Raw genomic sequence first — 24,577 nt, forward strand, 5'->3', positions numbered from 1 at the left:
TTATTTAACCCTCATTGTGTAACCCACACCTCGAACTGTTTGAATAATTGATGTTTCAAATCCTTCTTCTATTTTTTTCCGTAAATGTCTGATATACACATCCACGACATTTGTTTCCCCTTCATATTCATAGCCCCAAACTGTCAAAATGATAGCTTCCCGAGTTACAACTTTATTTTGATTCTTTAATAAGTAAACGAGTAAATCAAATTCTTTTGGTGTTAATGTAATATCTATATCTTCCCGTTTCACTTCTCTTGTTTCTTGATTAACAACTAAATCACCGATGGATAATTGAAAATCGTCCATTTGCTTTGATTGTTGAAGGAGACTACTAAAACGTAAGCTAGAACGAACCCTAGCTAATACTTCTTCTATTTCAAACGGTTTTGTAATATAATCGTTTGCTCCGTAATCAAGCCCTGTGATTTTATCAAAAGTCGAACCACGCGCTGTTAAGAGAATGATTGGTAAATGACTATTAGCCTTTCTTATCCTTCTAAGTACTTCAAGTCCACTTAATCCAGGAAGCATAACATCTAAAAGAACTAAATCAATGTTATTGTTTAATGCTACTTCAAGGCCCTCTCTTCCATCATGTTCAACTAATACTTCATACCCTTCGTACTCAATTTCTAATTTCAGTACACGAGCAATTTTAATTTCGTCTTCTATAATAAGAATCCTTTTTTTCATCTATTTCACCTTTTTCATTTCCGAAAATACTTTTACCTTAGTTAAAGCTGTTTTCATAAACTTTGTTGCTAGTTAAGAAGGTGATAAGTTGATTTCCACTCCAGGATACTCGCTTTCCTTGGGGCGGGCGGTGAGCCTCCTCGTCGCTATCGCTCCTGCGGGGTCTCACCTGTCCCGCTGCTCCCACAGGAGTCTCGCACCTTCCGTTCCAATCAACTTCTTAATCAACAGATTGCTTTTAACAACATCTTTTAATAACAATAACTTAGTTAAAAGTATAGACCTTTTCTTCAGATATTTTAGATTTTAATCGTTTTTTAATTGATTGTTCATTGGAGATTCAGTTAGTTTTCCTACACTTATATTGTTCCAAATTTTGACTATCATCAGTAAGGATTTCTTTTTAATAAATAAAATGATAGTAGGAGGATTGTAAATGAAAAAATTGGTTGAAGGTACAATGCAAAGAGCAATCTTAATGATTGTCTGTGTTGTCATTATTTTAGCTTGGGGAGCTATGTCTGCTTTCCAAATGCAGCGAGATTACCTTCCTGGTATTAATAATACTACACTTACAGTTAGTATGCGTTTACCAATGTATCAAGCTAATCAAGTGAAACAAAACATTACGGACAGTCTTGTAAGTGCCGTTAGAACAACAGACGGGTTACAAGATATCGAAACAAGTTCGTATGATGGTGGCGTATTTATGAGTTTGTATTTTCCAATGAATACAGACATGAAGCAGGCAGAGGCAGATGTTAATAAAGCTTTAGACAATGCTGATCTTCCGTCTACAATTACGTCAAAACCTCTTGTAACGAGAATCACAACTAGCTCATTTCCTATTTTAACGTATACCTTAACAAGTGATAAATTAGATGACAACACTTTAAGATCAACAGCACAACAACAGATTGTGAAACAACTGAACTCTGTTCCTGGTGTTGCGAATGTTTCAGTATTTGGTGGAGCAAAAGATGGTTATGTTCTAACAGTTAGAATGAAGGATTTAGTAAAAAATAAACTTACTTTAGATGATCTAAATAAAGCATTAGCTAATTCTGTTCCTTCATTACCAGAAGGAAACATCCAACAAGGCCACCTTTCTATACCTGTTAGCTTTGATGGTTGGACATTAACTCCACAACAAATGAAAGATGTTAAAATTAAAAATGCAGATGGTAATCCTGTACCTCTTTCAGCATTTGCATCTATGACACATGCATTAAATGATGCATCAACAGTTTCAAGAACAGATGGTAAAACAAGTATTCAGTTAAATATCATTAAATCACCAAGTGCAAATATTACAGATGTAGCAAAAAATGTAAAAGATAGAATAAATGGACTTCAACTTGTAAAAAATGGTTCAGTTAAGTTGACACCACAATTAGATCGTGCAAAAGAATTAAACGATTCGTTAAACGGATTAATGCGTGAAGGCTTATTAGGCTGTTTATTCTCAATGGTTTGTGTATTCTTCTTTTTCAGAAACGTTCGCTCAACATTACTTATAGCGATCTCTTTACCGATTTCTTTATTAGCTACTACAGCTATTTTAAAACCAATGGGCATTACGCTTAATATCTTAACAGTCTCAGGACTCATCGTCGCAATGGGACGAATTGTTGATGATTCGATTGTAATCCTTGATAATATGTACCGAAGAAGAGAAGAGTCTAAAGACAAATCATTATTGTCAGTTTTAGGTGCTGCAGTTAATGAAATGATTCCAGCTATACTTGGTTCCACACTTACAACAATCGCTGTTTTCCTTCCAATTGCTTTTGTTGGAGGATATGTAAGTGCTTCTTATAGTGGGTTTGCATGGTCTGTCGTTATTGCGTTAATCATTTCATTTTTCGTTGCGATGCTTGTTATCCCTACTCTTGCATTTTTGGGATGGAAAGGCGCACCATCAAAACAAAAGGCACTTTCTCTTGAACCTGCAATGAAACCTGTACTAAAATCAGCGTTAAAACATAGAAAATTAGTTGTTATCATTTCTGTGTTACTATTTGCGGTTGCAGCTGGATTTGGATCATTGTTACCTGTATCATTATTGCCAAGTGCGAAATCAGGACAAATAGCCGTAAAATTAGAATTACCACAAGGAAGTACATTAGCTCAAGTAGATTCTGAAGTACAAAAAGTTGAAAATAATTTAAAAAACAATTCAAAAGTTAAATCTTATACTTCAACATTTGGTTCTAATAACACCCCTCAAAGTGATGATGTGTTTGACCAAGGTGGTGGTTATATCCAGAAGTCAAATGTAGCGAATCTTTCAGTTGTCTTGAAAAATGATAAAGACGCAGATTCAGTTATTACTGAATTAGGAAAACAACTTCCAAGCCTTTCAAAAAATGTAGCTTATACAGTAACTAGCCAAAACATTTCAGGAGATGACTCTCAAATGAAATTAATATTTGCTGGTTCTGACCAAGCAACATTAGACAAAACTGCTGCAGAAGTAAGAACAAAATTAGCAAAAATTGATGGATTAAGTGTAGATGGAAAAGTCGATTTAACAAATGGCCTTCCAAAATATAAAATAACATTTAATCAAAATGCCATCGCAGAAAAAGGTGTACAACTTTCTGATATCATGAAAGTAATCAATAGATACATGGGACAAACAAAAGATGCAACACTAGTGGTTGACCATAAAAACTTCCCTGTTGATGTATATCCTGATCAAATATCTTCAGGAAGCCCAATGCCGGTACAAATTAAAGTAACACCTAACGATGTTATCCAATCTTTAGAAAATGAGACATTCCAAGGTAAAGGTAATCAACCGGTTAAATTAAGTCAGCTTGTAACAATTACAAAAGACCAAGCTCCATCAACAATCAATGAAAGAAATGGTCTACCTTACTCTGTTGTTACAGCTCAAATTACATCAAATGATATTAGTAAAGTTTCAAATAAAGTTGACCAAGAGTTACAGAAACTAAATTTACCAAGTGGTGTTACTTACTCTATGGGTGGTATTTCTCAACAAGTTCAGGAAATGATCGTTGATATGTCAGTAGCTGTTGCTTTCTCTATCTTGCTAGTGTTATTAATCACATCAACTTTATTTAAAGGGTGGAAAGCTCCACTTTCAGTCTTACTAAGTATTCCTCTTGCTCTAAGTGGTGTGGTCATCGCTCTAGTTATTTTTGGAGGAGAATGGAACCTTGCAGCATTGATTGGTGTTCTGATGTTAACAGGTATTGTTGTAACGAATGGTATCGTGTTAATCGATAAGATTGAAAGAAACCGTCGTAATGGTATGGAATTGGAAGAAGCAGTTATTTCTGGAAGTCTTTCAAGGGTACGTCCAATATTAATTACAGCTGCAACAACAATCTTAACTCTATTACCATTGGCATTTTCTCACCAAGGCGATACTGTTATTTCTCAAACACTAGGAATTGTCGTAATCGGTGGTATGATTACTTCAACATGTAATAGCTTCTTAGTGATTCCAATTATTTATCAATGGTTAAATAAGAAAGATCGAAAAAAAGTAATCGTATCAAATAACGAAACAACTATTTAATCTCATTTATAAGCAAAAGCAGTGCAAACTCGTTAATGAATTTGCACTGCTTTTTCATTTGTTCATCATTATTTTCTTAAATGGTACGGTACTGTTGTAATCACAACATCTTTGTTTCTCAATAACCACATGCGAAGTAAAAGTGCTGTTTGATTGTGAAGCAAATTGTGCCACCATTTTTTAGGTATAAATTGAGGGATGATAACCTGAATATTTGACTTTGGCTGTTTTTCTTCTAGTAAATGAATAAACCTTGTTAGTGGTTCTAAAATAGAACGATATTTACTCTTTAATACAACTAGCCTGCAAGGATTACCCCATTCCTCCCATTTTTCTTCCATTCTATGAATCGATTGATCATCAAATCCTACATAAACGGCAATAAGATCTTCTGAAACCCCTTTTGCAAATGAAAGTGTATTATGTACAACTCGATGAGTTCCTGAAACTAGAACTACTGTTATTACTTTATTTGCTTTTGGACGGAATGTACTTAAGTCAATTCGTAATTCATCTGCTACAGCTCGATAGTGACGATTGATTGCTAATGAGAAAATAATCAAAATTGGAATGACAATTAGAACAACCCACGCACCGCTTGTAAATTTTGTAAACGCAAAGATAACTGCAACAATGGATGTAACAAAAGCACCCACTGTATTGATCGCTAGCTTTACTCTCCAATTTGGGCCTTTTACCCGTTTCCATCGTCTAATTAATCCAAATTGAGCAATTGAAAATGAAAGGAAAACGCCTATCGCATATAAAGGAATCAACGCGTTTGTATGTGCTTGGAACGCAATAATTAGGATACTCGCTGTTGCAGCAAGTGCAATAATCCCGTTTGAATAACCTAAACGATCTCCTCTCATTGTTAACCCTCTCGGTAGAAAACCGTCAGCCGCAACAATAGCTGCAAGCTGTGAAAATCCAGTAAAAGTAGAATTTGCTGCAAGGATTAAGACAACAAATGTAAACCATATAATAATTTGATACAGTATTCCGTGTCCAAAATATGACTCAGTTAATTGAGATAACATTGTATTATGTGGATTTGGAGCAATACCTTTCACATATAAATGATAAGCAAATCCTAATAAAGTAACAGAAGTAATAACACCAAGCGCAATATATGTTTTAATTGCATTTTTTTGTTGCGGTTCTCTAAAAATTGGAACAGCATTTGAAATTGTTTCAATCCCTGTTAAAGCTGAACACGCAGAACTAAATGCTTTTAAGATAAGCAGAACACTCAATCCTTGTGGAACAGTTCCAAACGAAGGTGTCGAATGCTGGACAAAACCATGCTGGAATTCATCAAAGAAACCTGTAAAGATTAAAAGTAACATACATCCCATAAATCCGATTGTTGGCCATGCGAAGATTTTTGCGGATTCAGCTACACCACGCAAATTGACAACAAGTAAGACAAAAACACAAAATATCGCTAATACTGTTTCATACGGAGCAACAGCTGGATAAGCAGATGAAACTGCCTCAAGTGCTGCTGAAACAGAAACGGCAACCGTTAATATATAATCTACAAGAAGGGAACTTGAAGCAACTAAAGAAACCCATCTTGGCTTAAAGTTGTCTTTTGCTATGGCATAAGCCCCTCCCCCATTAGGGTACGCCAAAACTCCCATTATATAGGACACGATTAAAATAAAAAGAAGAACAACAGTTGAAATCGTAATTGGTATGATATACCATTTCGCATCTGGTCCAAGTTTCATTAATTCTGTCATACCTGACTCCGGACCATACGAAACAGATGAATAAAGATCGGCAGACAGGATTGGTAAAGCAATGAACCAAATCAATTTATTGTGCTGAGCATTTAATTCCGCTGTTCTCATCGGTCTTCCAATCAGAACACGTTTAACGCTATTAAAGTTTGATATCGAAAACCAAATAGCAAGCAACGCAACAATAAATAAGATAATTTCTAAAATATCTGATGGATGCAATTTTTTATCCCCTTTCAAAAAACATAAAAAAAACACTAAGTCGTTTACTTAGTGTTTGCAAAACATACTAAAGTAAACCTACTCTCTATATGCTGACGAGGTTAGCTGTCGGATTCGGGATTAAAGAGTACCCCTACCTTCACTAAGAAGGATTCACCCCATAAAAAATGGTTCCCCCGCTCTTTTCAGATTAAGCAATTTAAGGTTTTAAAATGTTTAATATTTATTTTTATAAATGTAAATATATATCTGCTGGTTAAAATTGTAAAGTTAATTTTTCTATTGATTTGTAAATTTTAATGAAGTGAATTTTATTTAGAAAATATCAAAGTGCATTATTGAAAAATGGAAATAAAAAAGCAAAAAGTATAATTACTCTCTGCTCTGCATTTCTATAAATTATTGGATAGTAAAAACTTTCATTCCCTAATTTTTATAAGCTATTTTCTTATTCATTGTAGTTAATTTCAGTATGTGTAAATTGATTGGAACGTAGGAATGCTCGCTTTCCTTGGGACGTGAGCTGAGCCTCCTCGTCGCATACGCTCCTGTGGGGTCTCAGCCTTCCCACATTTCCCACAGGAGCCCTTCATCCTTCCGTTCCAATCAACCTCTGTCTTTAAAGTTATAAAACCTTATAGCAACAAGCTTTAATAAAAGAGACATCCATGCTAATAAAAATTCGCACCATGGTGATAACTAAATTCGAACTACTCTGCACAAAATCTTGATATTTTTTTAGTAAGATAATAAGCAAATAATTTTGGAGGTTATCTATTTGAAAAAGCTATTTTTGGTTTCATCTATTATTTCAATTTCTTTCCTTTTCAGTGCTTGTTCAGCAAATAATCCAAAAGATAGTTTAACAGAAAATAAACAAGTAACAAAAAAGGACAACAATAAAAAAACTATTGTTTCATTAAATAATTCATTTTACATAAAAAACAATCATCTAAAGATTGAGCATATTCATGGAACTGGCTATCCAGGTAACATGAATGGATTTGTCATAGCAACTCATAATGGAATAAAAATCTATAATGGACAAGATTGGTACGAAACAAAAGAAAATAATAATGACTATATGGGATTCCAAGCAACTACTAACGGATTTTTTGCTAGTGGGCATCCCGAATCCAATTCTAATTTAAAAAACCCATTAGGATTAGTTAAAAGTGTAGATGGAGGAAAAACAATTTCGCCAATTAAATTTTATGGTGTAACAGATTTTCATAACATGTCTGTTGGCTATTTTAGTCATGACATTTTTGTATTTAATCAAGAAAAGAACTCAGAATTAGATACTGGATTTTATATAAGTAAAAATGAAGGGGAATCATGGAAACAAATAATCCCTAAAGGATTACCTAATTCTTTAAATTCGTTTAGTTTACATCCTAGTAAGACTAGTCTTATCGCAATGAATTCTAATGAAGGATTATATTTATCAACAGATGAAGGGAAATCATTTTCTTTAATTAGTTCTCCTTCTGAAATAAATACATCAACTTTTTCAGATAAATATTTATACTACATCATATTTCAAAACGGGAAGAAAAATTTACAGCGATACGATTTAGTATCAAATCAAACGTCACCTTTATCGTTACCGGAGCTATCTAAAGATGATATGGTAATGTTTATTTCAATAAATCCTAAAGATGAAAGAAAAATGACCTTCACAACAATGAAAAATAAAATATTTCAATCACTAGATGAAGGGAAAACATGGAAAGAGATTCTATAATAAATATAAATACCTTGATACGTAAAAACCCACAAAGAATAGTAATTTCTTTGCGGGTTTTCTTCATCTATTAGGAACTTTATAGCCTCTATTTTATAGCTTATACTAGCTATTCTTAATAAAATAAAATTGGTTTTTACTCATTATTGTATCTTTAGATAGTTGTTTGATTAATAAATCTCCTATCTCAGCATCTACATTCTCATACCATATTCCATTTGGATACAATACAACTACAGGACCATGTAGGCATTCACCATTACATAATGTTTTTGTTGTATGAACAATATCTTCTAATCTACATTCTTTTATTGTTTCTCTTATGACTTCTGTTACTTTTTCTGCTCCTTTTAGCTTACAACTCTTTCCATTACACAGTAGTACATGATACTTTTTATTTGTAATCCCCATTAATATTCTCCTCTGTATAAACATTTTTAGACAATGTCATTAAGGAACTTATTCTAGAGAGATAGCTATTCTGGCATATTTCCAGCACTAGCATTTGGCTTATAGTCTGTTTTATATCCTTCATACTTGACCTCAGAAACCATACCAGCTGCTGCATGGTGTAAGTCATGACAATGGAACATCCAATTTCCTGGATTGTCTGCCTTAAATGCAACAACGTATTCTTCCCCAGGCTTTAAACTCAATGTATCTTTTATAATTGGTGAACCAGTAACCGGTATACCATTCTTACTTAATATTTGGAAGAAATGACCATGCAAGTGCATTGGATGATTATCCATCATAGAAGTATTTTTTAATGTTACTTTCACTAAATCACCTTTTTTTACAATTAAAGGTGGAATATTAGGGAACGATTTTTTATTAATAGTATATTGCATACTATTCCCCTTCATTGATGTTCCAAGATTCATAACATATTCAAGGTTATATTTAGTATTTAATGTAAATTCACCTAATTTGGGTTGACCATACTTCGTAAGATCTACGACTAGTAATGACTCTTTTTCATTTGGATGGTCAGTCCCTTTCTTTACATCATCATAAACAATCATTGTTTTCATGCCTTTGACTGCTTTTCCTTCCCCATGTTCTTCGATATACCATTTACCTGGATTTTTAACAGTAAACTCTACATCATATCGTTCACCTGGTGAAATAGAAAGTAGCTCATTTTTTATTAGTTGAGGTTTATTTAGTGACTGTCCATCCGTTGCAATGATTTTAAAAGCATGACCATGCAAATGAATGGCATGTGTTAAATATCCTGCATTTATGAAACGCAGACGCACTCTGTCACCCTTTTTCACATGCAATTCTTTTGTCAAACCATTACTTTTCCCATTGATTGTATACACGTCATACATGCTCATATTATGTCCCCTCATATTCATTGAAGAAGACATATGATCCATGTTCATGGAACTATGGTCCATTCCTGACATATTCATATCTTTGTCACTTTTAGCTCCACCACTTACCATTTGATCCAGTTGCTTTTTGATTTCGTCTTTATTGCTAACCCATTCATCCAGCATTAAAGTATAATCACGATCAAATTTTTCATTATCTTCTACAATTAATGCTCCGTATAATCCACGGTCTAATTGGTTAACAGAATCTTGATGAGAATGATACCAATATGTTCCTACTTTATTTGCTGTAAATTCATACGTGAATGATTTTCCAGGTGCAATTGCATCTTGGGTAACACCAGGAATACCATCCATCGAATTGGGAACTGGATAGCCATGCCAATGAATTGAAACTGGTGCTGGTAGTTCATTTTTCAACGTAATTTTGACATGTTCACCTTTTTTCACTCTGATTTCTGGACCCGGTGCCGCTCCATTAAAGGTCCATACTGGTACCACAACACCATTTTTTAAAGTTTGTTTTCCTTCTTTTGCTACTAGTGTCACCTCAGGACCATTCATTATTTGAAGTGGTGTTCCTTCTTTACCTTTTATCTTTAAATTTGATTTGTTTGTATCTTTTTTATTCATGTTCATTGAACCCATGTTAGACATATCGTGATTGCCCATACCATTTGAGCATGCTCCTAAAATAAAAACGCTCGATAAAAGGACGGTTCCGAATACTATCTTTTTCATCTAACTCCTCCTTTCATTGAATCAATTTTACAAAAGAAATTTGCAAAACTCGTGCAGAATGCACACTTATTTCTGCATGATTTCTGCATTTTTCTATGGTACACTTTTTAACAATTAGAGGAGGTATGTAATGATAAAACTATTGTTAGTTGATGACGAACAACGCATGCTTGATCTACTATCACTCTATTTACAACCATATGGGTATCACTGCGAAAAAGTACAATCTGGATTGGAAGCAATTGAAGCTCTTTCACATTCTACCTTTGATTTAGTTCTCTTAGATGTCATGATGCCAGTAATGGATGGCTGGGAAACTTGTCGACGTATAAGAGAGTTTAGTGATATACCCATTATGATGGTGACTGCAAGAGATCAAAGACACGATATGGTTAAAGGACTACATCTCGGTTCTGATGATTACATAACAAAGCCCTTCCATGAAGACTTACTCGTTGCACGAGTAAAAGCCATACTTAGAAGGGCAACAAAAAATACAAGTAAACAGTTTAAAGACCTTGAACTAGACAGAGAAAGACACAAAGTTGTTGTTAACAAAAAAATACTCACATTAACACCAATCGAATTTAAATTACTTGAAATTTTTATTGGAAACATTGACTATGTTTTTAGCCGTGAACACTTGATTGAAAAAGTTTGGGGTTATTCTTCAGGTACCGAAGACCGTACAGTAGACTCACATATTAGAAATCTTCGAGATAAATTAAGAAAAAGTGACTTTCCAGTAGATGACTATTTAAAAACTGTTTATGGGGTTGGATATAAATGGCAAACAAACGACAATGGTTAAATTATTTATGCTAAAAACGAAGCCTATTTCACTTAAACTAGGTATTTCATTCTTATTTTTAACACTTGTTATCGAAACATTATTATTCTTTATTTTATATGTCTCGCTAGTTAATTCACGTGTGAATGAGGAAATTGAATCTTTACTAGCCCGTGGAAATAGTCATAGAGATGTTTTAGAAAAGCACTTTAATGAAGAAGTTATTCATCACGTAGCATTAATGGAATCGGAAAGTAATACGAAGGTTGTTATCCAATCAATAAATGGAAATATATTAGGAAAATCTCACCAATTAGACCCTTTAATGAAAAAGCATCTTAAAATAAATAAGTCAAAGATAAAAGAGTCTGGTTCTGTTATTCACTCGGATTGGAAAGATGCAAACTATATTTCAACTGTCAGCCCGATTATCATTAACAATAAAGTTGAAGGCTATGTCTACATGTTTTTGCAAACTAGTAATATCCAGGATCTAGTCTCCAGATTAAAAATTATCTTTATCGTTACTGGACTATTAACCTTTATTACTACTATTATCACAATTATAATTCTCTCTAAAATACTTACTAGACCTCTTTTACGGATGAAAGAGGAAACTGAAAAAATGGCACAAGGGAATTTATCAGTTGAATTAGATCTTCATACAAATGATGAAATAAATGAATTAGCCACATCAATTCAACGACTTGCAAACGAACTAAATTTTATGAAAAAAGAACGCAATGAGTTCTTAGCCTCTGTAGCACATGAGCTTCGCACACCTTTAACATTTATTAGAGGATATGCTGATATAGCAACTCGAGCATCGATTAGTGAAGAAGAACGAACGAAGTATCTTCATATTATCACCGAAGAAGCTGACCATATAACAAAACTAGTAGAGGAACTAATGCTTCTTGCTCAGATGGAACAGCATAACTTCCATATCCAAAAACAAATAACTAGTATTGAGTCTCTATTATCAAATGTGTACGAAAAGACACTACCTACTTTACTGGAAAAAAATATTAAGTTAACAATAAACTGTGAAGAAGACCTTACTGCAAATATTGATAAGATTCGTATTGAGCAGGTACTATTCAATTTAATTATGAATTCATTCAAATATTCATCTTCGAATTCATTCATTCAGATTACCGTATCAAGCTCAGATCAGAATTTACAGTTAGTCATAAAGGATTATGGTGACGGTATACCACAAGAAGACTTACCTCATATTTTCAAAAGATTTTATCGCGTCGATAAATCTAGAACCAGATCAAAAGGTGGTACAGGATTAGGATTAGCAATCGCTTATGATATTATAAACCTTCATAACGGTACAATTAGCGTGGGGAGTGAAGTTGGGCAGGGAGCAATCTTTACTATAATTATTCCATTATAACAAGTTAAAAGGGAGCAATAATATTCTTTGCTCCCCTTTTTTACTTTAAGTATGAAAAAGTGTTCCCTCTAATGCTTTTATATAACGTTCAGCCGATTTTTGAACAGCCTGATTTGCATCTTCAACTACTACTCTATGAAATGCATTATATAAACGATTAAACTTTAACTCTTTAACCTTTTCTGCCATTTCTTTTACTTTATTAGCAGGTAATGGAATCAAATTTGGATAACTATACATAAAACTTACCCATTTTCGATCGGAAACAACTTGAATAATATCACCAGATAGAAGAATTCCTTTTCCATCATTACAATGTAATACTGCCCCACCTTTGAAATGGCCACCTAAACGATAAATTGTGATTTCATCAGTTAATTCCAAGGATTCTCCCGACCAGAAAATAATTTGTTTACTTGGGCGATTTACCCACTCTTTATCATCTTCGTGAATATAAATTGGAACATTAAATGCTTCTGCCCATTCCACTTGTGTTGAATAATAATGTGGATGCGAAAGCGCAATTGCGTGAATACCACCAAGTTTATGTATTTCTTCTTTCGTACTTTCATCTAAATAAGTGATGCAATCCCACAACATATTAAAATTTTTACTTTGTACTAAATAAGCTGTCTGACCGATTGCAAATTCAGGTTTTGTAGTAATACTGTATAATCCAGTCTCTTCCATTAAAATTTCATTTTTATATAGTCTACTTTTCTGCATTTCTTCAAGAGTTGTCCATGATTGTCCAGATGGATTAATATATTGTCTTTCCTCATTACAAATGACACATTCAGATGGAGCATCTTGAGTTTTTGAATATTGAACCCCACATGTAGTACAAATATGATTTAACATACGTATCCCCCTCATTATAATTTTCACATTACAAAATATTTAATTATTGAAAACGAGAAAATAGACCTGAAAGTAAAAATTTCTGTAAGAATAACAATAGTCCCCATCCACCAACTCCCATGATGATTGATAAAAAGAATGGAGTAGAATGCTTAAGAGCAACAGCTACAATTAAAATTAAAATGATTGTACCTGGTAAACCATATAAAACCCCAAATAAAAACTTACTTAAATTACCTGTTTGCTCCCCTTGTACCTTTAGCCAAAAAAGGCTTAATAGACTAACTAGAGGAAGAGCAGCCACAATTCCTCCGTATTTAGGAGAATGTTTCGCAAGAATAGTAACTAGACCAATAACTAGTGCTGAAACGGTCGTTTTAATTAGAAAAGACATGTTTAGCCTCCTTACTTAATAAAGCAAATGTATCAATAATCCTTTTTTGTTCTTCGGCACTAAAGCGCTCTAAAAGTTTTTGTAACTTCTCCTCATCTAGCTCTGTGTTTCGCTTAAGAACTTCTTCTCCAGGTTTCGTAAGCGTCACATAGACTACCCTTTTGTCTTGAAGCGACCGTTCTTTCTGTACGTAGCCTTTTTGAATCAGCCTCTTAATATGTTCGGATGCTGTATGATGCGTAACATCTAATACTTCAGAAAGGTGTTGTATCGTTACATCATTATTCTTTTTAATAGCTTGCATACATCTAACATTTTGATGGGTTAAAGATTCCTCATGCTTATAATGTAAAAGGTAATACAGATCCGTCCATGCTTCATTAATAAAATTAACGCTCATTTTTTACACCTCTAATATATCGTTCTATACGATATATTATCAAGAGAAAACGAAATTTACAATAGTTCATTAATAAGTTTTCTAAATATTATTAATCCCTTAACTTTTTCCACATTTTATCCACAACTTAAAAAGTGACAGGCATAGGCACTATATTTCCACACACAACTGAATAAAAGGTTTTTTCTCACATATATAGAATAAGTATTATTATTTTTTGAAAGTGGGTGTAATTGATGAATAGAAACGAATATGATTGGGTTCGGCAGACTCGAGGAGTATTGTTAGATTTTTGTAGCGAGCTAGAACCAAATGATTTTACTCGCCAAAATGGATTTGCTTGGCAGAGTGTGCGAGACTCATTAGTACATATAGCAGATTGTTATTATGCATGGCTCGGCTCATTTGTTTTATTAAAGACGACAAAACCCATAACCCCAAAAGAAGAACTAGATCATTTCAATTTGGAAAAAATAAAAATACGATTCGAACAAGTGGATTCCTTTGTAGCTGAAGTATTTGAACGATACGGAAATCAATTAAATGAACAGATTGAGAGAAATATCCCTTGGAGAGCAGCACCAGAAATGATGTCAATCACGCCTGGAAAATTACTAACGCATACTATTACTCATGAATTTCATCACAAGGGGCAAATTGTAGCTATGTTACGCCAGATGGGTTATGAACCACCTAATACAGATGTATTAGGGACAGATGATTAATTTCAGCAAAAGAGTCGAGTTTATCCCCGGCTTTTTCAACATTTTATCCACATTTTAAAAGTGACAGGCACACACAATAAAAGTGACATCACTTTGTTTCACTTAATTTGTCAAAATTTATTCACAATTCCAAAGTAATATGTGATTCAAATCACATTCAAACAAATACATCCAAAAGTATACTAAGGTTATTAAAAATAGCAAGGAGGATGTATGATGTTTTGTAACCAATGTGAACAAACCCCAGAAGGTGGCTGTAAGATTGTAGGTGTATGTGGAAAAGATGAAACAATTGCAAGTTTACAAGATACGATGATTTATGGGTTAAAGGGAATTGCGGCTTATCGTACACATGCAGCTCAATTAGGCTATACAGATCCATTTATTGACCAAGTAACACATGAAGCTTTATATATGACGTTAACAAATTCTAATTTTAACGTACAAGAGCACATTGATATGGCTATGAAAGTAGGAAAAGCAGCCATTCGAGTAATGGAGCTTTTAGATGAAGCTCATACGAAACATTTTGGAATTCCCGAACCTGTACAAGTTTCTTCTAATAAAATCGAAGGAAAATGCATTGTTGTAACTGGTCATAATTTATTTGCATTAGAAGAATTGTTAAAACAAACAGAGGGAAAAGGTATAAATATTTATACCCACTCTGAAATGCTACCAGCTCATGGTTATCCAGCATTGAAAAAATATACACATTTAAAAGGAAACATAGGGAAAGCTTGGTTTGATCAACGTCGTTTATTTGAAAAATTCCCTGGAGCTATTTTAGCAACCACAAACTGTGTGATGCCAATTAAAGGAAGTTATGCAGATCGTTTCTACTCTTATGAAGTAGCAGGATTAGAAGGAGTAACAAAAATTATTGGGGATGATTTTTCACCATTAATTCAACGAGCTTTAGAATTACCAGAAGCAAATATGGAATCAGAAGAAGTAATGACAACTGGTTTCCATCACGAAACAGTTTTGTCTATTGCACCTGAAATTGTAAATGCTGTAAAAGATGGGAAAATTCAACGCTTCTTTGTTGTAGCAGGTTGTGACGCGCCAGGAAAAGGTGGAGAATATTATCGTGAACTTGTAACTTCTTTACCTAATAATACAGTGGTTCTAACAACATCTTGCGGTAAATTCCGCTTTAATGATGTAGACTACGGCAATGTAAATGGAACAAATATTCCTAGATTTATTGATTTAGGGCAATGTAATAATTCTGTTTCAACAATTAAAATTGCGGCTGCATTAGCGGAAGCATTTAATTGTAGTGTCAATGAATTGCCAGTAAGTATTGTACTTTCTTGGTTTGAACAGAAAGCTGTGGCTATATTATTAGGGTTATTCAGTCTTGGAATCCAAGATATTCGTATCGGACCAAAAGCACCTGACTTTATTAATGAAGGAGTATTAAATGTATTAGTTGATACATTTGGCTTAAAATTAATCACAAATGCACAAGACGATATGAAAGCAATGCTACAAGGATAAAATCTAAAATAAATATAAAAATTAGCCAGTATCTTTGATCACAGAGTAATCATAGATACTGGCTTTATATTTTGGTAACCTGTAGAATCATATATATTTAAAATGAATGGTGTTTGTTAATTTGTACTTTCTAATGACCATTTGCCATCCTTATATAGATAATTATAATGTATTGTTAGTTTATCTTCTTTATTTTTTGGAATAACAACGATTTGAAGTTTCCTACCTTCTACAAGACCACTAACTTCAACATCATTCCAACCTTCCATTCTACTTATCTTGTTAATTTCTTTAACTTTTCCTTTAGTATTCATTCTTTCTTCAAAAAGAGTTAGCGAACGTTTTGTTAACATCGTTTTTACATCATTTGTAAAATAAATTTTATTTTCGATTGGTTTATACATTTTAGCTGAACCTATTAAAAACATCACTAACAAAAGTATTGTTCCAAAAGAAGCTAGAAAAGAGTACCAAAATGGTTTTTTAAAGTACTTTCCGAGGTATAAAAAATAAAGCCAGTAAGGTAAACAAAAAGCTAAAATTGGTGCGCCTAACATAAAAATTGAAACAAATAACCAACCTACAACGAATGCTAGTGTTTCAGGTATTCCACAACAGATTGTAATTAGTACACTTAAAAGAAACGGAACTGTGTAAAGTAATATTGTTTTTATTTTCATAACTACTCCTCTTATTTATAAAATATAAACAAAAAACTAAATCTTCAAGATTTTGTACTTTAGTTTCATCAAGGATTTTATCAAGTAATAAGTTTGTAGCATTAATTTGTTTTGATAGATTCTAACTCTTTTTATTTCACTAACCTACCCGGTAGTTTAATAAAAGAAAGGAACATATTCGAAAATTAACGAATATGCTCCTCTCTGATTTGTATGAGTTCATTCCGGATAATCATGAAATTTCACAATCAACTGTGATTTTTCATTATTAGCCGAAATGAGTTATTAATTTATCAACACTGTTATTTAAATTTTTTTCAAAAATAAACGAAATGGGTTCAAAAAATTATCGTCTTTACCTATTTTTGTCATAATTAACCGAAAAAAATTAAAATAAGGATACCATGCAAATACAAATTATGAAAGAAAAAAGAAATGTAACTATTAAAAAAACATTAGGTACATTTCTCACTATCTTACTTTTTCCTATTATTTTTTATTTGATAAGGAAAATAATACTCTAAATGTATCATCATAGTGGCAATCTACTCGGTATTTCGAGATAGTTTTAGTAATTACTTTTCCATATTTAATTGGAATTTGAAGTTTTTGTGTGCCGGATAAATAAAATTGAACATTTCATTACCACTAAGACCAAACACCGCAACTAAGATTCCTTAAGTTTTTGTTTATAAAGTGCGTTAGCTACCTCTCCTTGTATGACATATTGTGAATAGTCATAAAGATAAATTTTTACTTTCTACTTTATAATCAAATCCTTTTCCTTCGTAAAATACTTTCATCTTATCTGCCTTCCACTTTAACTCATGATCATAATGCATTCTCGTTCCTATAAAAAATACACCCCTTATGTAATATAGTTTAACTATACGAAATAAAAGGTGTTTTTTCCTGTTTCCCACTTTAAAGGTTCACTCTAGTTGGCTAATCAATGTTTCTATTTATTATATTGAGAATAGTTGCAATGATTATTAATCATAATTCGAGAAATGACTGAAAATGTCCAATTATGATAGACATCTAATTCTTATAAATCTTTTAATTCATCTACTTCTTTTTTAATTTTTTCAATCATTTTATTCATTTTATTATTGTCAAATACACCTTCCACTTTACCTGCTAAAAAATATAATTTTAACCAATACCCATTATCTTCTGCAAACGATTCAATTGCTTTCCAGATATTTTCTTTAGTTAATGTTCTTACTATAATGTCAGGTGGAGCTGCTGGAATATAATCTAAACCTTCCTTATCCATGTACCAATAGTAATTATTAGGTGTAGTTACTACCATTGTATATGTCATTCCATCAGTCATCTTTACAAATACATCTAGGTTACCATTATTTTTATCTAATGTCTCATAATATGCAGGAAACTCTATATCCTTAATCCTCATAAAGCCCTTTCCTCCTTTGTAAGACTATTTCCCATAAAGTTGTCTTAATACATTAATTACTTGTTTTTGATTATCTTTATTAGATTTTGCTAATATTTCAATTCCACCATTAATATTTCTAAAATAAACCCTAGCTCCATTATCTCCACGAAGTTCATGTATACCACCAAATCCTAGGGAATTATTACCCTTTCCTGGATTAAAATTACCCTGTTTTAGTTTTTCAATTAATTTATCAGCTTCCTTTTGAACTCTTTTATCTTTACCCATTTGTTCTGCAGCCTTAACTAACCTAGGATCATTCTTTATAGATGATATCACTTTAAAAGCAAATAACTGTAAATTCAATTTCAATCCATGTGAAGATTGTACAGCCTTTTCCCCAACTCTAATTCCATGGGCAGCTGAAGAACCAGCTCCTGTTGGATCTAAAAAGAACAAAACATCAGCTGCTATCCATGCAGCATTTCCTATTGTAGGATGTTTAATAAATTGATAAAAATCTACTGTTAGGAAAATGGCATCTATAAACCAATGTCCATTAGGATCATGGTAACGCATAGGATTGTTTGCAGCATAGGAATATAAATCAAGTGTCAAAGGATTTTTAATTTCTCCTTTGTAATTATCCTCAGAAATAAACTTCCCGATAGATGGATCATACCACCTTGCTCGTAAATACTGTAAAGAAGTTGTGTTATCCCAATATTCTCCGGAATATAAAAACGGATTTGATATTGTTTCTTTAGTTCCTTCAGATTGAATATTTCCCCATATATCGTAAGAATATGAGTTTAATAGATTTCCATTTTTATCTCTTAAAGCGATAATATCTCCATGTCCATTCTTTTGGTAGTATGCAATACCACCATAGTCAGCTTTTTCGGCAGGATCTTCACTTATTCGAGCAATTAGACCATCTGCACCTCTTAAATATCGAACGATTGATGTAACTTTTCCATCAGGCTGGACTTTTCCTTCAGCAACGATATCATCACCATCATAATAATAACGAGTGGTTACTCCATTTTCAGTTCTCTCCACCATTAATCCATCGCCGTTATATCGATAATCTACTGTTTTTCCATCTTCTGTAGTAACCTTTGATAAACGATCCCAAATATCATGCTCATATTGAGCCGTTTTAGAATCTGGTAATTTGTTACTTTGGAGTGTTTGTCGGTTCCCTCGATTATCATAGGTATAATCTTCTTGATTGATATCTGAATGAAGTATCCGATTTAGCTCATCGTACGAAAATTTTTGAAGGTTGTTGTCATTTTTGATACTTGTGATATTCTCATTCTTATCGTATCCATATGAAATTGATGAGAATAAATTTCCTCTTGTTGTGCTTTTATCACTTAATGTATCTAATAATAATCCATTATAGACTAGATTTTTTTCCGAATATCCTGAACGTGTGACCCTTTTCAGTAACCCATTATTCTGATAAGCATATGTCTCGTTAATATTTTCTTGCGGTAGACTTGGTATAGATGCATTGACGGATTGCATTCTATCCATCTTGTCATAACCATACTTCATCGACCATTTGGTATCCCCGATTTGAATGTCTACCTGGCTTTGACTTCCACCTTTGTTATATTTATAGGCAAAAGTACTACCATCTGGGATAGTTTTCTTTTTAAGAAGACCTACATATTTATCTATTTCAGGATTGTTTGCTGTATAGTACTCATAGTGGGTTGTTTTCGGACTTAAGCCTGAATATTCCGTCATATCCACGATTCTGCCTGTATTGTCATACTGGTATTCCACTTTGTCTTTTAGGATGGAATCAGTGGAAGCAAGTTTAACAGTTTGGAAATTCCGATAATCATATACATTTGTAAACTCGTTTTGATTTTTATCTTTTCTAGTTATAAGATTATCATTTCCATCGTAATAATACTTCTCGACTTTGCCTTCAGGATCCTTTTCAGAAAGTAATCTTCCCAACCCATCATATGTTTTTGTCAGATTTTTTTGATCTGGATAGGTAATCTGATCCAAGTTTCCCATTAGGTCATAATGATAAGTATACTTTTGATCTTTAGGTATATTCGGTAAACTAGCAGGATAGGTTACCGATGAAAGTTGACCAAGGGCATCATAATCATAGGATGTTTTATACCCTTTCGCATCTTCAATCTGATAATCATCTCCCGTATAAATATACGTTTCAAAGGTCCCACTTTGATTAATGTTATTTAAATCTGTCCATTTCTTTGATTTCCGTAAAATCCTATCATAATCATCATAGGTTTCTTCGAGTATATTCTGATTATTGTCTATGGTAGAAACAATATGACGAATGTCATCATAGGCATTGGTAGTTTTCCCTCCAGTTTCTACCTTTGTAATTGGATCATAAGAATAATCTGCTGCATAATTTATTATCGGTCGATTCCATTCATCAAATAAGGATCTTGTGACATTACCTTTTGCATCTGTCGTTTGATAGACTCTGCCGTAATCGTCGTACTCAATTTGTTCCTTGCTTTGATATTGATTGTCCTGATAAATATATTCCCCACTCTTCCAACCAAGAGGATTCCACGTTTGTTTGCTCTTTTCACCCATTTCATTCGTGGTTACTATTTCATTCAACGAATCATTGTAGTCATTCATTATTGTTGAAAATTTTTCGGGATGTGTCAGATCATTCGGATTCACATATGTTATTTTTTTCACTCGGTCTAATAAATCGTATTCCAAAAGAGTTCTGTTTCCATTTCCGTCCACATAACTTGTAAGATTCCCAGTAGATGGTTCATACACAAACGATTTCTTAATGGTCGTGTTATTTCCATCCGCATTTTTGACATTCATGTTAATTTCAGATACAAATGCATGATTGATAGAATCATAGTTCACATCTTCAATTAATTTTTCATTATCGCTTTCATTTTTATAATTTTTATACTTTACGATATTGGATACATTTCCATATTGGTCTACACTGGACTCATCTTTGCTAAGGAGTTGATTGTTACTTGTTATCGTAACCGAACGTTTTTGGATATTTCCATTTTGATTGAATCCATAACCATAAACCGTATCAATCGTTTGATCTTTTCCTTGATCACTTTGAAAATTAACGAGTGTTTCTTTTTTAGGAAGTAATAGTATAAACTTAGTGGAAGTTGTTGGCTTGTTTGGAATATCTAAGTTAACGTTATTTAATGTGTATTCAGTTGTAACTTGTTGTAATGGATTATTTTCAAAAGTGACTCTTCCGTATTGGTATTGACGAGAAACGATTATTTCTTTTGAAGAAACTTCTTTTCCTGTTCCATCAATTTGAACGTTTTTAGTTTTTATTGTAATTGGAAGAGGATTTTTCTTTTCTTTATCATACGTATAATTCGTTACTTTTGTAATAACGTTTCCTTTGTCCTTTTCCTCATTAATATAATAAGTAGATGGAGTGTTGGCATCTTTATATTCTTTCTCAATTGTATACGTAGTTGTCGTTAAACCTTTCTTGATGGTTTGGAACGTATAGCTTGCGAGTTTTCCTGTATCTCCTAGATAGCTGTAATCTACTTTATTAAATTTTTTAGATTGGTTGTTAGTATAATATACTTCGTCATATCGGCTTTGAACCTTATACATCTGATTAACAGAATCTCCGCCAGTAAAATATGTTACTGGGGTATCCTCATAGGTATAAACTGTCTTAGCTTGTGTTGGATGGGTTACACCTGTAAGTAAGATATATGGGTTGCTCACCTCTGGACTAGGCTGTAATAAATTAAACTTAGCTTGTTTTTCTGAGTAATCAAACGTTTTAGTTCCTGATGTGTTAACTACCTTAGCAAGAACTTCTAGATTATTTATTTTCCCTTTTCGATAAGTAACTTGTTTAGCACCGTTCTTGATAACAACTAAATCCGTGCCATCCTTTGGATCTTTTGTATAATCAATGCTAATCTCATTTCCTATTGAATCCTTAATAGAACGAATAACTGTTCCATATGGATTTTGTGCTTTATAGTAAAAGGTGATTTGGTTTCCATATGAATCAGAAATGACTATGAGATTCCCTTTTTCATTAAAATAATAATTTTTCCCATCAATAGTTGTTACGACATACTTAGATTGATTATCTGAAAGATCATTTGCTTGCGGATCTGTAATCGATATTGATGTATCTGATTGAAACGAATATTGATTCCAAATATCTCCTTTAAGTAAGCTTCCATCCACTTCATAGACAGTACCATCTCCAAGAGAAACAAATTTCTTAGAAGTACCATTAATTACCTTTGTATCTAAGTATGGAATGTTCCAGCTCCAACCAGTTCCGATTGGATTTTTCTTAGATGAAATGGTTGTATTATAATAATAAGGATTTTCTTGAATAGGCCCAACTTTTGATGATGCTCCATTCAATGTTTGGACTTCACGAATTTCTTTACCATCTACATTTCCCCACTCTGTACTATCTAATACATAATTATTTGGATATGTTTTTATTTCATTTAACAGTTGATCAGCTTCTTGCTGAGTATACGGTCCTGCTATGACTGTCTCAGGTTTAGAATCAACCACTTTAGTATCTTCGTATACTGTAACAGGGTCTGCATAATAAGATATTCTCGTTTTCTTTTTTGGATAAGAAACTGTGTTAATAGTTTGATTGGAAAAAGGACACATACCTGGGTTTTTGGAACAATCTACTATGGTAACATCACTTTTTGTTGCTCTTGAACCTTCACCTGCTGAGTTTACTCCGGCTACACCTATGGTATGGGTTTTATAGGAAAGATTATTAATTGAATAACTTGTAGATGAAGTATTTCCTATGCGATTGCCATCTAAATAAACATTATAGGACGAAGCACCTGATACAGAATCCCAATACATTGTAATACTAGTAGCACTAGTGTAATACCAACTAAAATTGGATGGAGCAGCAGGCGGAGATGGTGGTTTTTCTGGCTCTCCTGAGGTAGTTCCGGAAGTACTAGTTTTACCACTCTCACCATTGTCATTATATGCTGCTACACTTAATGCATAAGATGTATTTGCATTAAGTCCGCCTACTGTATAGCTAGTATTTGAAGTACTTTCTACGCGGTCTCCATTCTTATAAATATTATATCCAGTTGCTCCTGAAACAGAATTCCATCTTAGTCCGATACTGTTCTGAGTTCGATTAGTGACTGTTAATCCAGTTGGTGCTCCTAATATAGGAGGCTCAGCAGGATTCGGATCCACACATTGTACCTTGCTCCATGGCGTAATTACATTGTTGAAAGTTTGTTTAGAGGCATCCGTTCTGTTTAAAAATTCTTGTGGTGATATTTCTTCTTTATCAAGGCTACCACCTATGTAGGTACGAGTGTCAGGAGGGTCGCCATCTGCTTTTCTGCACCCAATATCTTCTTCTTGATAGGCTTTCATTATAGTTTTCGCTTTATATATTTTTTGTTCCTTTTTGGTCATAACTGGGATTTGCACATAATAATTAAAATCATAGCTAGCAGCTACATCCATATCGTATTCTTGAGCATTCTGGCTGTTATATGTCCTAGTTAATGAAAAAGAAAGTCCGTTTCTACCTGGCAAGGTAGCGTCAGTTTCTTGATAGGTTAGTCCCCCAGAAACTGTCGAGATTGATTCCTGATTGGAAGATACCCTATAGGGAGCCTCATTTGGTTTGGCTTTCAAAGTCGTTAATAGCTTTGAAGGATCAATTGTTGTAGATCTCGTACCAGGATTTTTGATTTGGAAAGGTAGTTTCGCTGAAATATCTTTAGTAACTTGACTGACTGCCTGATCCGATATATTCATCACATCTGGGTGTAGATTCTCTAATATCGATTGATAGTTTTTACCAGTATCCTTCTGGAGCTTTAATGCGTTTTGTATATCATTTATGCTATAACCTTCTTGTATTTGATGTTCCAATTCAGAAGCATCTATAGAATATGTTTCACTTAACGACTGCAATTGACTTGTAGTACTATCTATATTCAATGTTCCTTGGGCTGTAACAATATTCCCAAAAGGCAATAAGGATATAGATATCAATACTGATAATAATTTGTGCTTAATTTTTTTCCTCATAGATTTAATTCCTTTCATCGATATTCAAACTTTAAGAATTTCCTTTAGGGAACATACCTAAAAAAGAAGAGAAATTAAGTGAATACAATTTTTACAATAAATTCTATTGATTAATGAATAATATTCTATTAGTTTGATATTTTCTTTAAAAATTTCTCTATAAGGGTACTACCAACTATTGTTTCTATCTCTTTTATAAGGTTCATTCCTTATCAGGCATTTTTTTGACTTGAATATTACCTGAAATAATCGGGGAACACCCAAA

At 33.1% G+C, this 24,577-nt stretch carries 16 protein-coding genes and 1 riboswitch; of the genes, 6 read left to right on the plus strand and 10 right to left on the minus strand.

Annotated features, from left to right (window positions below; all coding sequences use genetic code 11):
- Positions 1 to 696, minus strand: a complete 696-nt coding sequence (locus tag J5Y03_RS16930; RefSeq protein ID WP_209407182.1) for a response regulator transcription factor — start codon at positions 694 to 696, stop codon at positions 1 to 3.
- Between the two features lie 436 nt (positions 697 to 1,132).
- On the opposite strand from J5Y03_RS16930, the gene J5Y03_RS16935 reads away from it, so the two are divergent.
- Positions 1,133 to 4,249, plus strand: coding sequence for an efflux RND transporter permease subunit (locus tag J5Y03_RS16935; RefSeq protein ID WP_209407183.1), 3,117 nt, complete (start codon positions 1,133 to 1,135; stop codon positions 4,247 to 4,249).
- A 68-nt stretch (positions 4,250 to 4,317) separates the two neighbouring features.
- Here J5Y03_RS16935 and J5Y03_RS16940 read toward each other — a convergent pair whose 3' ends face one another.
- Positions 4,318 to 6,219, minus strand: coding sequence for an APC family permease (locus tag J5Y03_RS16940; RefSeq protein WP_245208940.1), 1,902 nt, complete (start codon positions 6,217 to 6,219; stop codon positions 4,318 to 4,320).
- A gap of 76 nt (positions 6,220 to 6,295) precedes the next feature.
- Positions 6,296 to 6,426, minus strand: a riboswitch (cyclic di-AMP (ydaO/yuaA leader).
- 571 nt (positions 6,427 to 6,997) lie between these two features.
- On the opposite strand from J5Y03_RS16940, the gene J5Y03_RS16945 reads away from it, so the two are divergent.
- A complete protein-coding gene (locus J5Y03_RS16945; RefSeq protein ID WP_209407184.1) occupies positions 6,998 to 7,966 on the plus strand; it encodes a F510_1955 family glycosylhydrolase in 969 nt (322 codons plus the stop codon).
- A 105-nt stretch (positions 7,967 to 8,071) separates the two neighbouring features.
- On the opposite strand, the gene J5Y03_RS16950 is transcribed toward J5Y03_RS16945, so the two are convergent.
- Together J5Y03_RS16950 and J5Y03_RS16955 are read right to left on the minus strand one after the other, a co-directional pair.
- A complete protein-coding gene (locus J5Y03_RS16950) occupies positions 8,072 to 8,377 on the minus strand; it encodes a (2Fe-2S) ferredoxin domain-containing protein (protein ID WP_209407185.1) in 306 nt (101 codons plus the stop codon).
- 65 nt (positions 8,378 to 8,442) lie between these two features.
- Positions 8,443 to 10,050, minus strand: coding sequence for a multicopper oxidase family protein (locus tag J5Y03_RS16955; RefSeq protein ID WP_209407186.1), 1,608 nt, complete (start codon positions 10,048 to 10,050; stop codon positions 8,443 to 8,445).
- A 130-nt stretch (positions 10,051 to 10,180) separates the two neighbouring features.
- Here J5Y03_RS16955 and J5Y03_RS16960 point away from each other — a divergent pair, with 130 nt between their 5' ends.
- Positions 10,181 to 10,861, plus strand: a complete 681-nt coding sequence (locus J5Y03_RS16960; RefSeq protein ID WP_209407187.1) for a response regulator transcription factor — start codon at positions 10,181 to 10,183, stop codon at positions 10,859 to 10,861.
- A 7-nt stretch (positions 10,862 to 10,868) separates the two neighbouring features.
- Entirely contained in the window at positions 10,869 to 12,245 is a 1,377-nt protein-coding gene (locus tag J5Y03_RS16965) for a sensor histidine kinase (protein ID WP_209407188.1), read from the plus strand.
- Between the two features lie 45 nt (positions 12,246 to 12,290).
- Here J5Y03_RS16965 and J5Y03_RS16970 read toward each other — a convergent pair whose 3' ends face one another.
- Genes J5Y03_RS16970 through J5Y03_RS16980 form a run of 3 tightly spaced genes read right to left on the minus strand, consistent with a single transcriptional unit; the run spans position 12,291 to position 13,900 of the window.
- The gene (locus J5Y03_RS16970; RefSeq protein WP_209407189.1) at positions 12,291 to 13,106 is read right to left on the minus strand and encodes an MBL fold metallo-hydrolase; all 816 of its coding nucleotides are present in this window, start codon (positions 13,104 to 13,106) and stop codon (positions 12,291 to 12,293) included.
- A gap of 43 nt (positions 13,107 to 13,149) precedes the next feature.
- Positions 13,150 to 13,500 (minus strand): DUF3147 family protein, encoded by a 351-nt coding sequence (locus J5Y03_RS16975; RefSeq protein WP_209407190.1) that lies wholly within the window; start codon positions 13,498 to 13,500, stop codon positions 13,150 to 13,152.
- Positions 13,484 to 13,900 carry a MarR family winged helix-turn-helix transcriptional regulator gene (locus tag J5Y03_RS16980; protein ID WP_209407191.1) on the minus strand — a complete coding sequence of 139 codons (417 nt, stop codon included), beginning with the start codon at positions 13,898 to 13,900 and terminating at the stop codon, positions 13,484 to 13,486. The genes J5Y03_RS16975 and J5Y03_RS16980 overlap by 17 nt, the downstream gene beginning before the upstream one ends.
- A gap of 236 nt (positions 13,901 to 14,136) precedes the next feature.
- On the opposite strand from J5Y03_RS16980, the gene J5Y03_RS16985 reads away from it, so the two are divergent.
- Together J5Y03_RS16985 and hcp are read left to right on the plus strand one after the other, a co-directional pair.
- Positions 14,137 to 14,625, plus strand: coding sequence for a DinB family protein (locus tag J5Y03_RS16985; protein ID WP_209407192.1), 489 nt, complete (start codon positions 14,137 to 14,139; stop codon positions 14,623 to 14,625).
- Between the two features lie 216 nt (positions 14,626 to 14,841).
- Complete coding sequence (gene hcp, locus J5Y03_RS16990; RefSeq protein ID WP_209407193.1) at positions 14,842 to 16,131, plus strand: hydroxylamine reductase; 1,290 nt, start codon at positions 14,842 to 14,844, stop codon at positions 16,129 to 16,131.
- Between the two features lie 116 nt (positions 16,132 to 16,247).
- On the opposite strand, the gene J5Y03_RS16995 is transcribed toward hcp, so the two are convergent.
- The 3 genes from J5Y03_RS16995 to J5Y03_RS17005 form a co-directional block, all read right to left on the minus strand.
- The gene (locus J5Y03_RS16995; protein ID WP_209407194.1) at positions 16,248 to 16,811 is read right to left on the minus strand and encodes a hypothetical protein; all 564 of its coding nucleotides are present in this window, start codon (positions 16,809 to 16,811) and stop codon (positions 16,248 to 16,250) included.
- A 1,048-nt stretch (positions 16,812 to 17,859) separates the two neighbouring features.
- Positions 17,860 to 18,231, minus strand: coding sequence for a hypothetical protein (locus J5Y03_RS17000; RefSeq protein WP_209407195.1), 372 nt, complete (start codon positions 18,229 to 18,231; stop codon positions 17,860 to 17,862).
- Positions 18,232 to 18,255: 24 nt separating this feature from the next.
- Positions 18,256 to 24,312, minus strand: coding sequence for an RHS repeat-associated core domain-containing protein (locus tag J5Y03_RS17005; RefSeq protein WP_209407196.1), 6,057 nt, complete (start codon positions 24,310 to 24,312; stop codon positions 18,256 to 18,258).
- Positions 24,313 to 24,577: the final 265 nt, after the last annotated feature.

Source organism: Gottfriedia endophytica (genome assembly GCF_017814275.1).
GTDB lineage: Bacteria > Bacillota > Bacilli > Bacillales > Bacillaceae_G > Gottfriedia > Gottfriedia endophytica.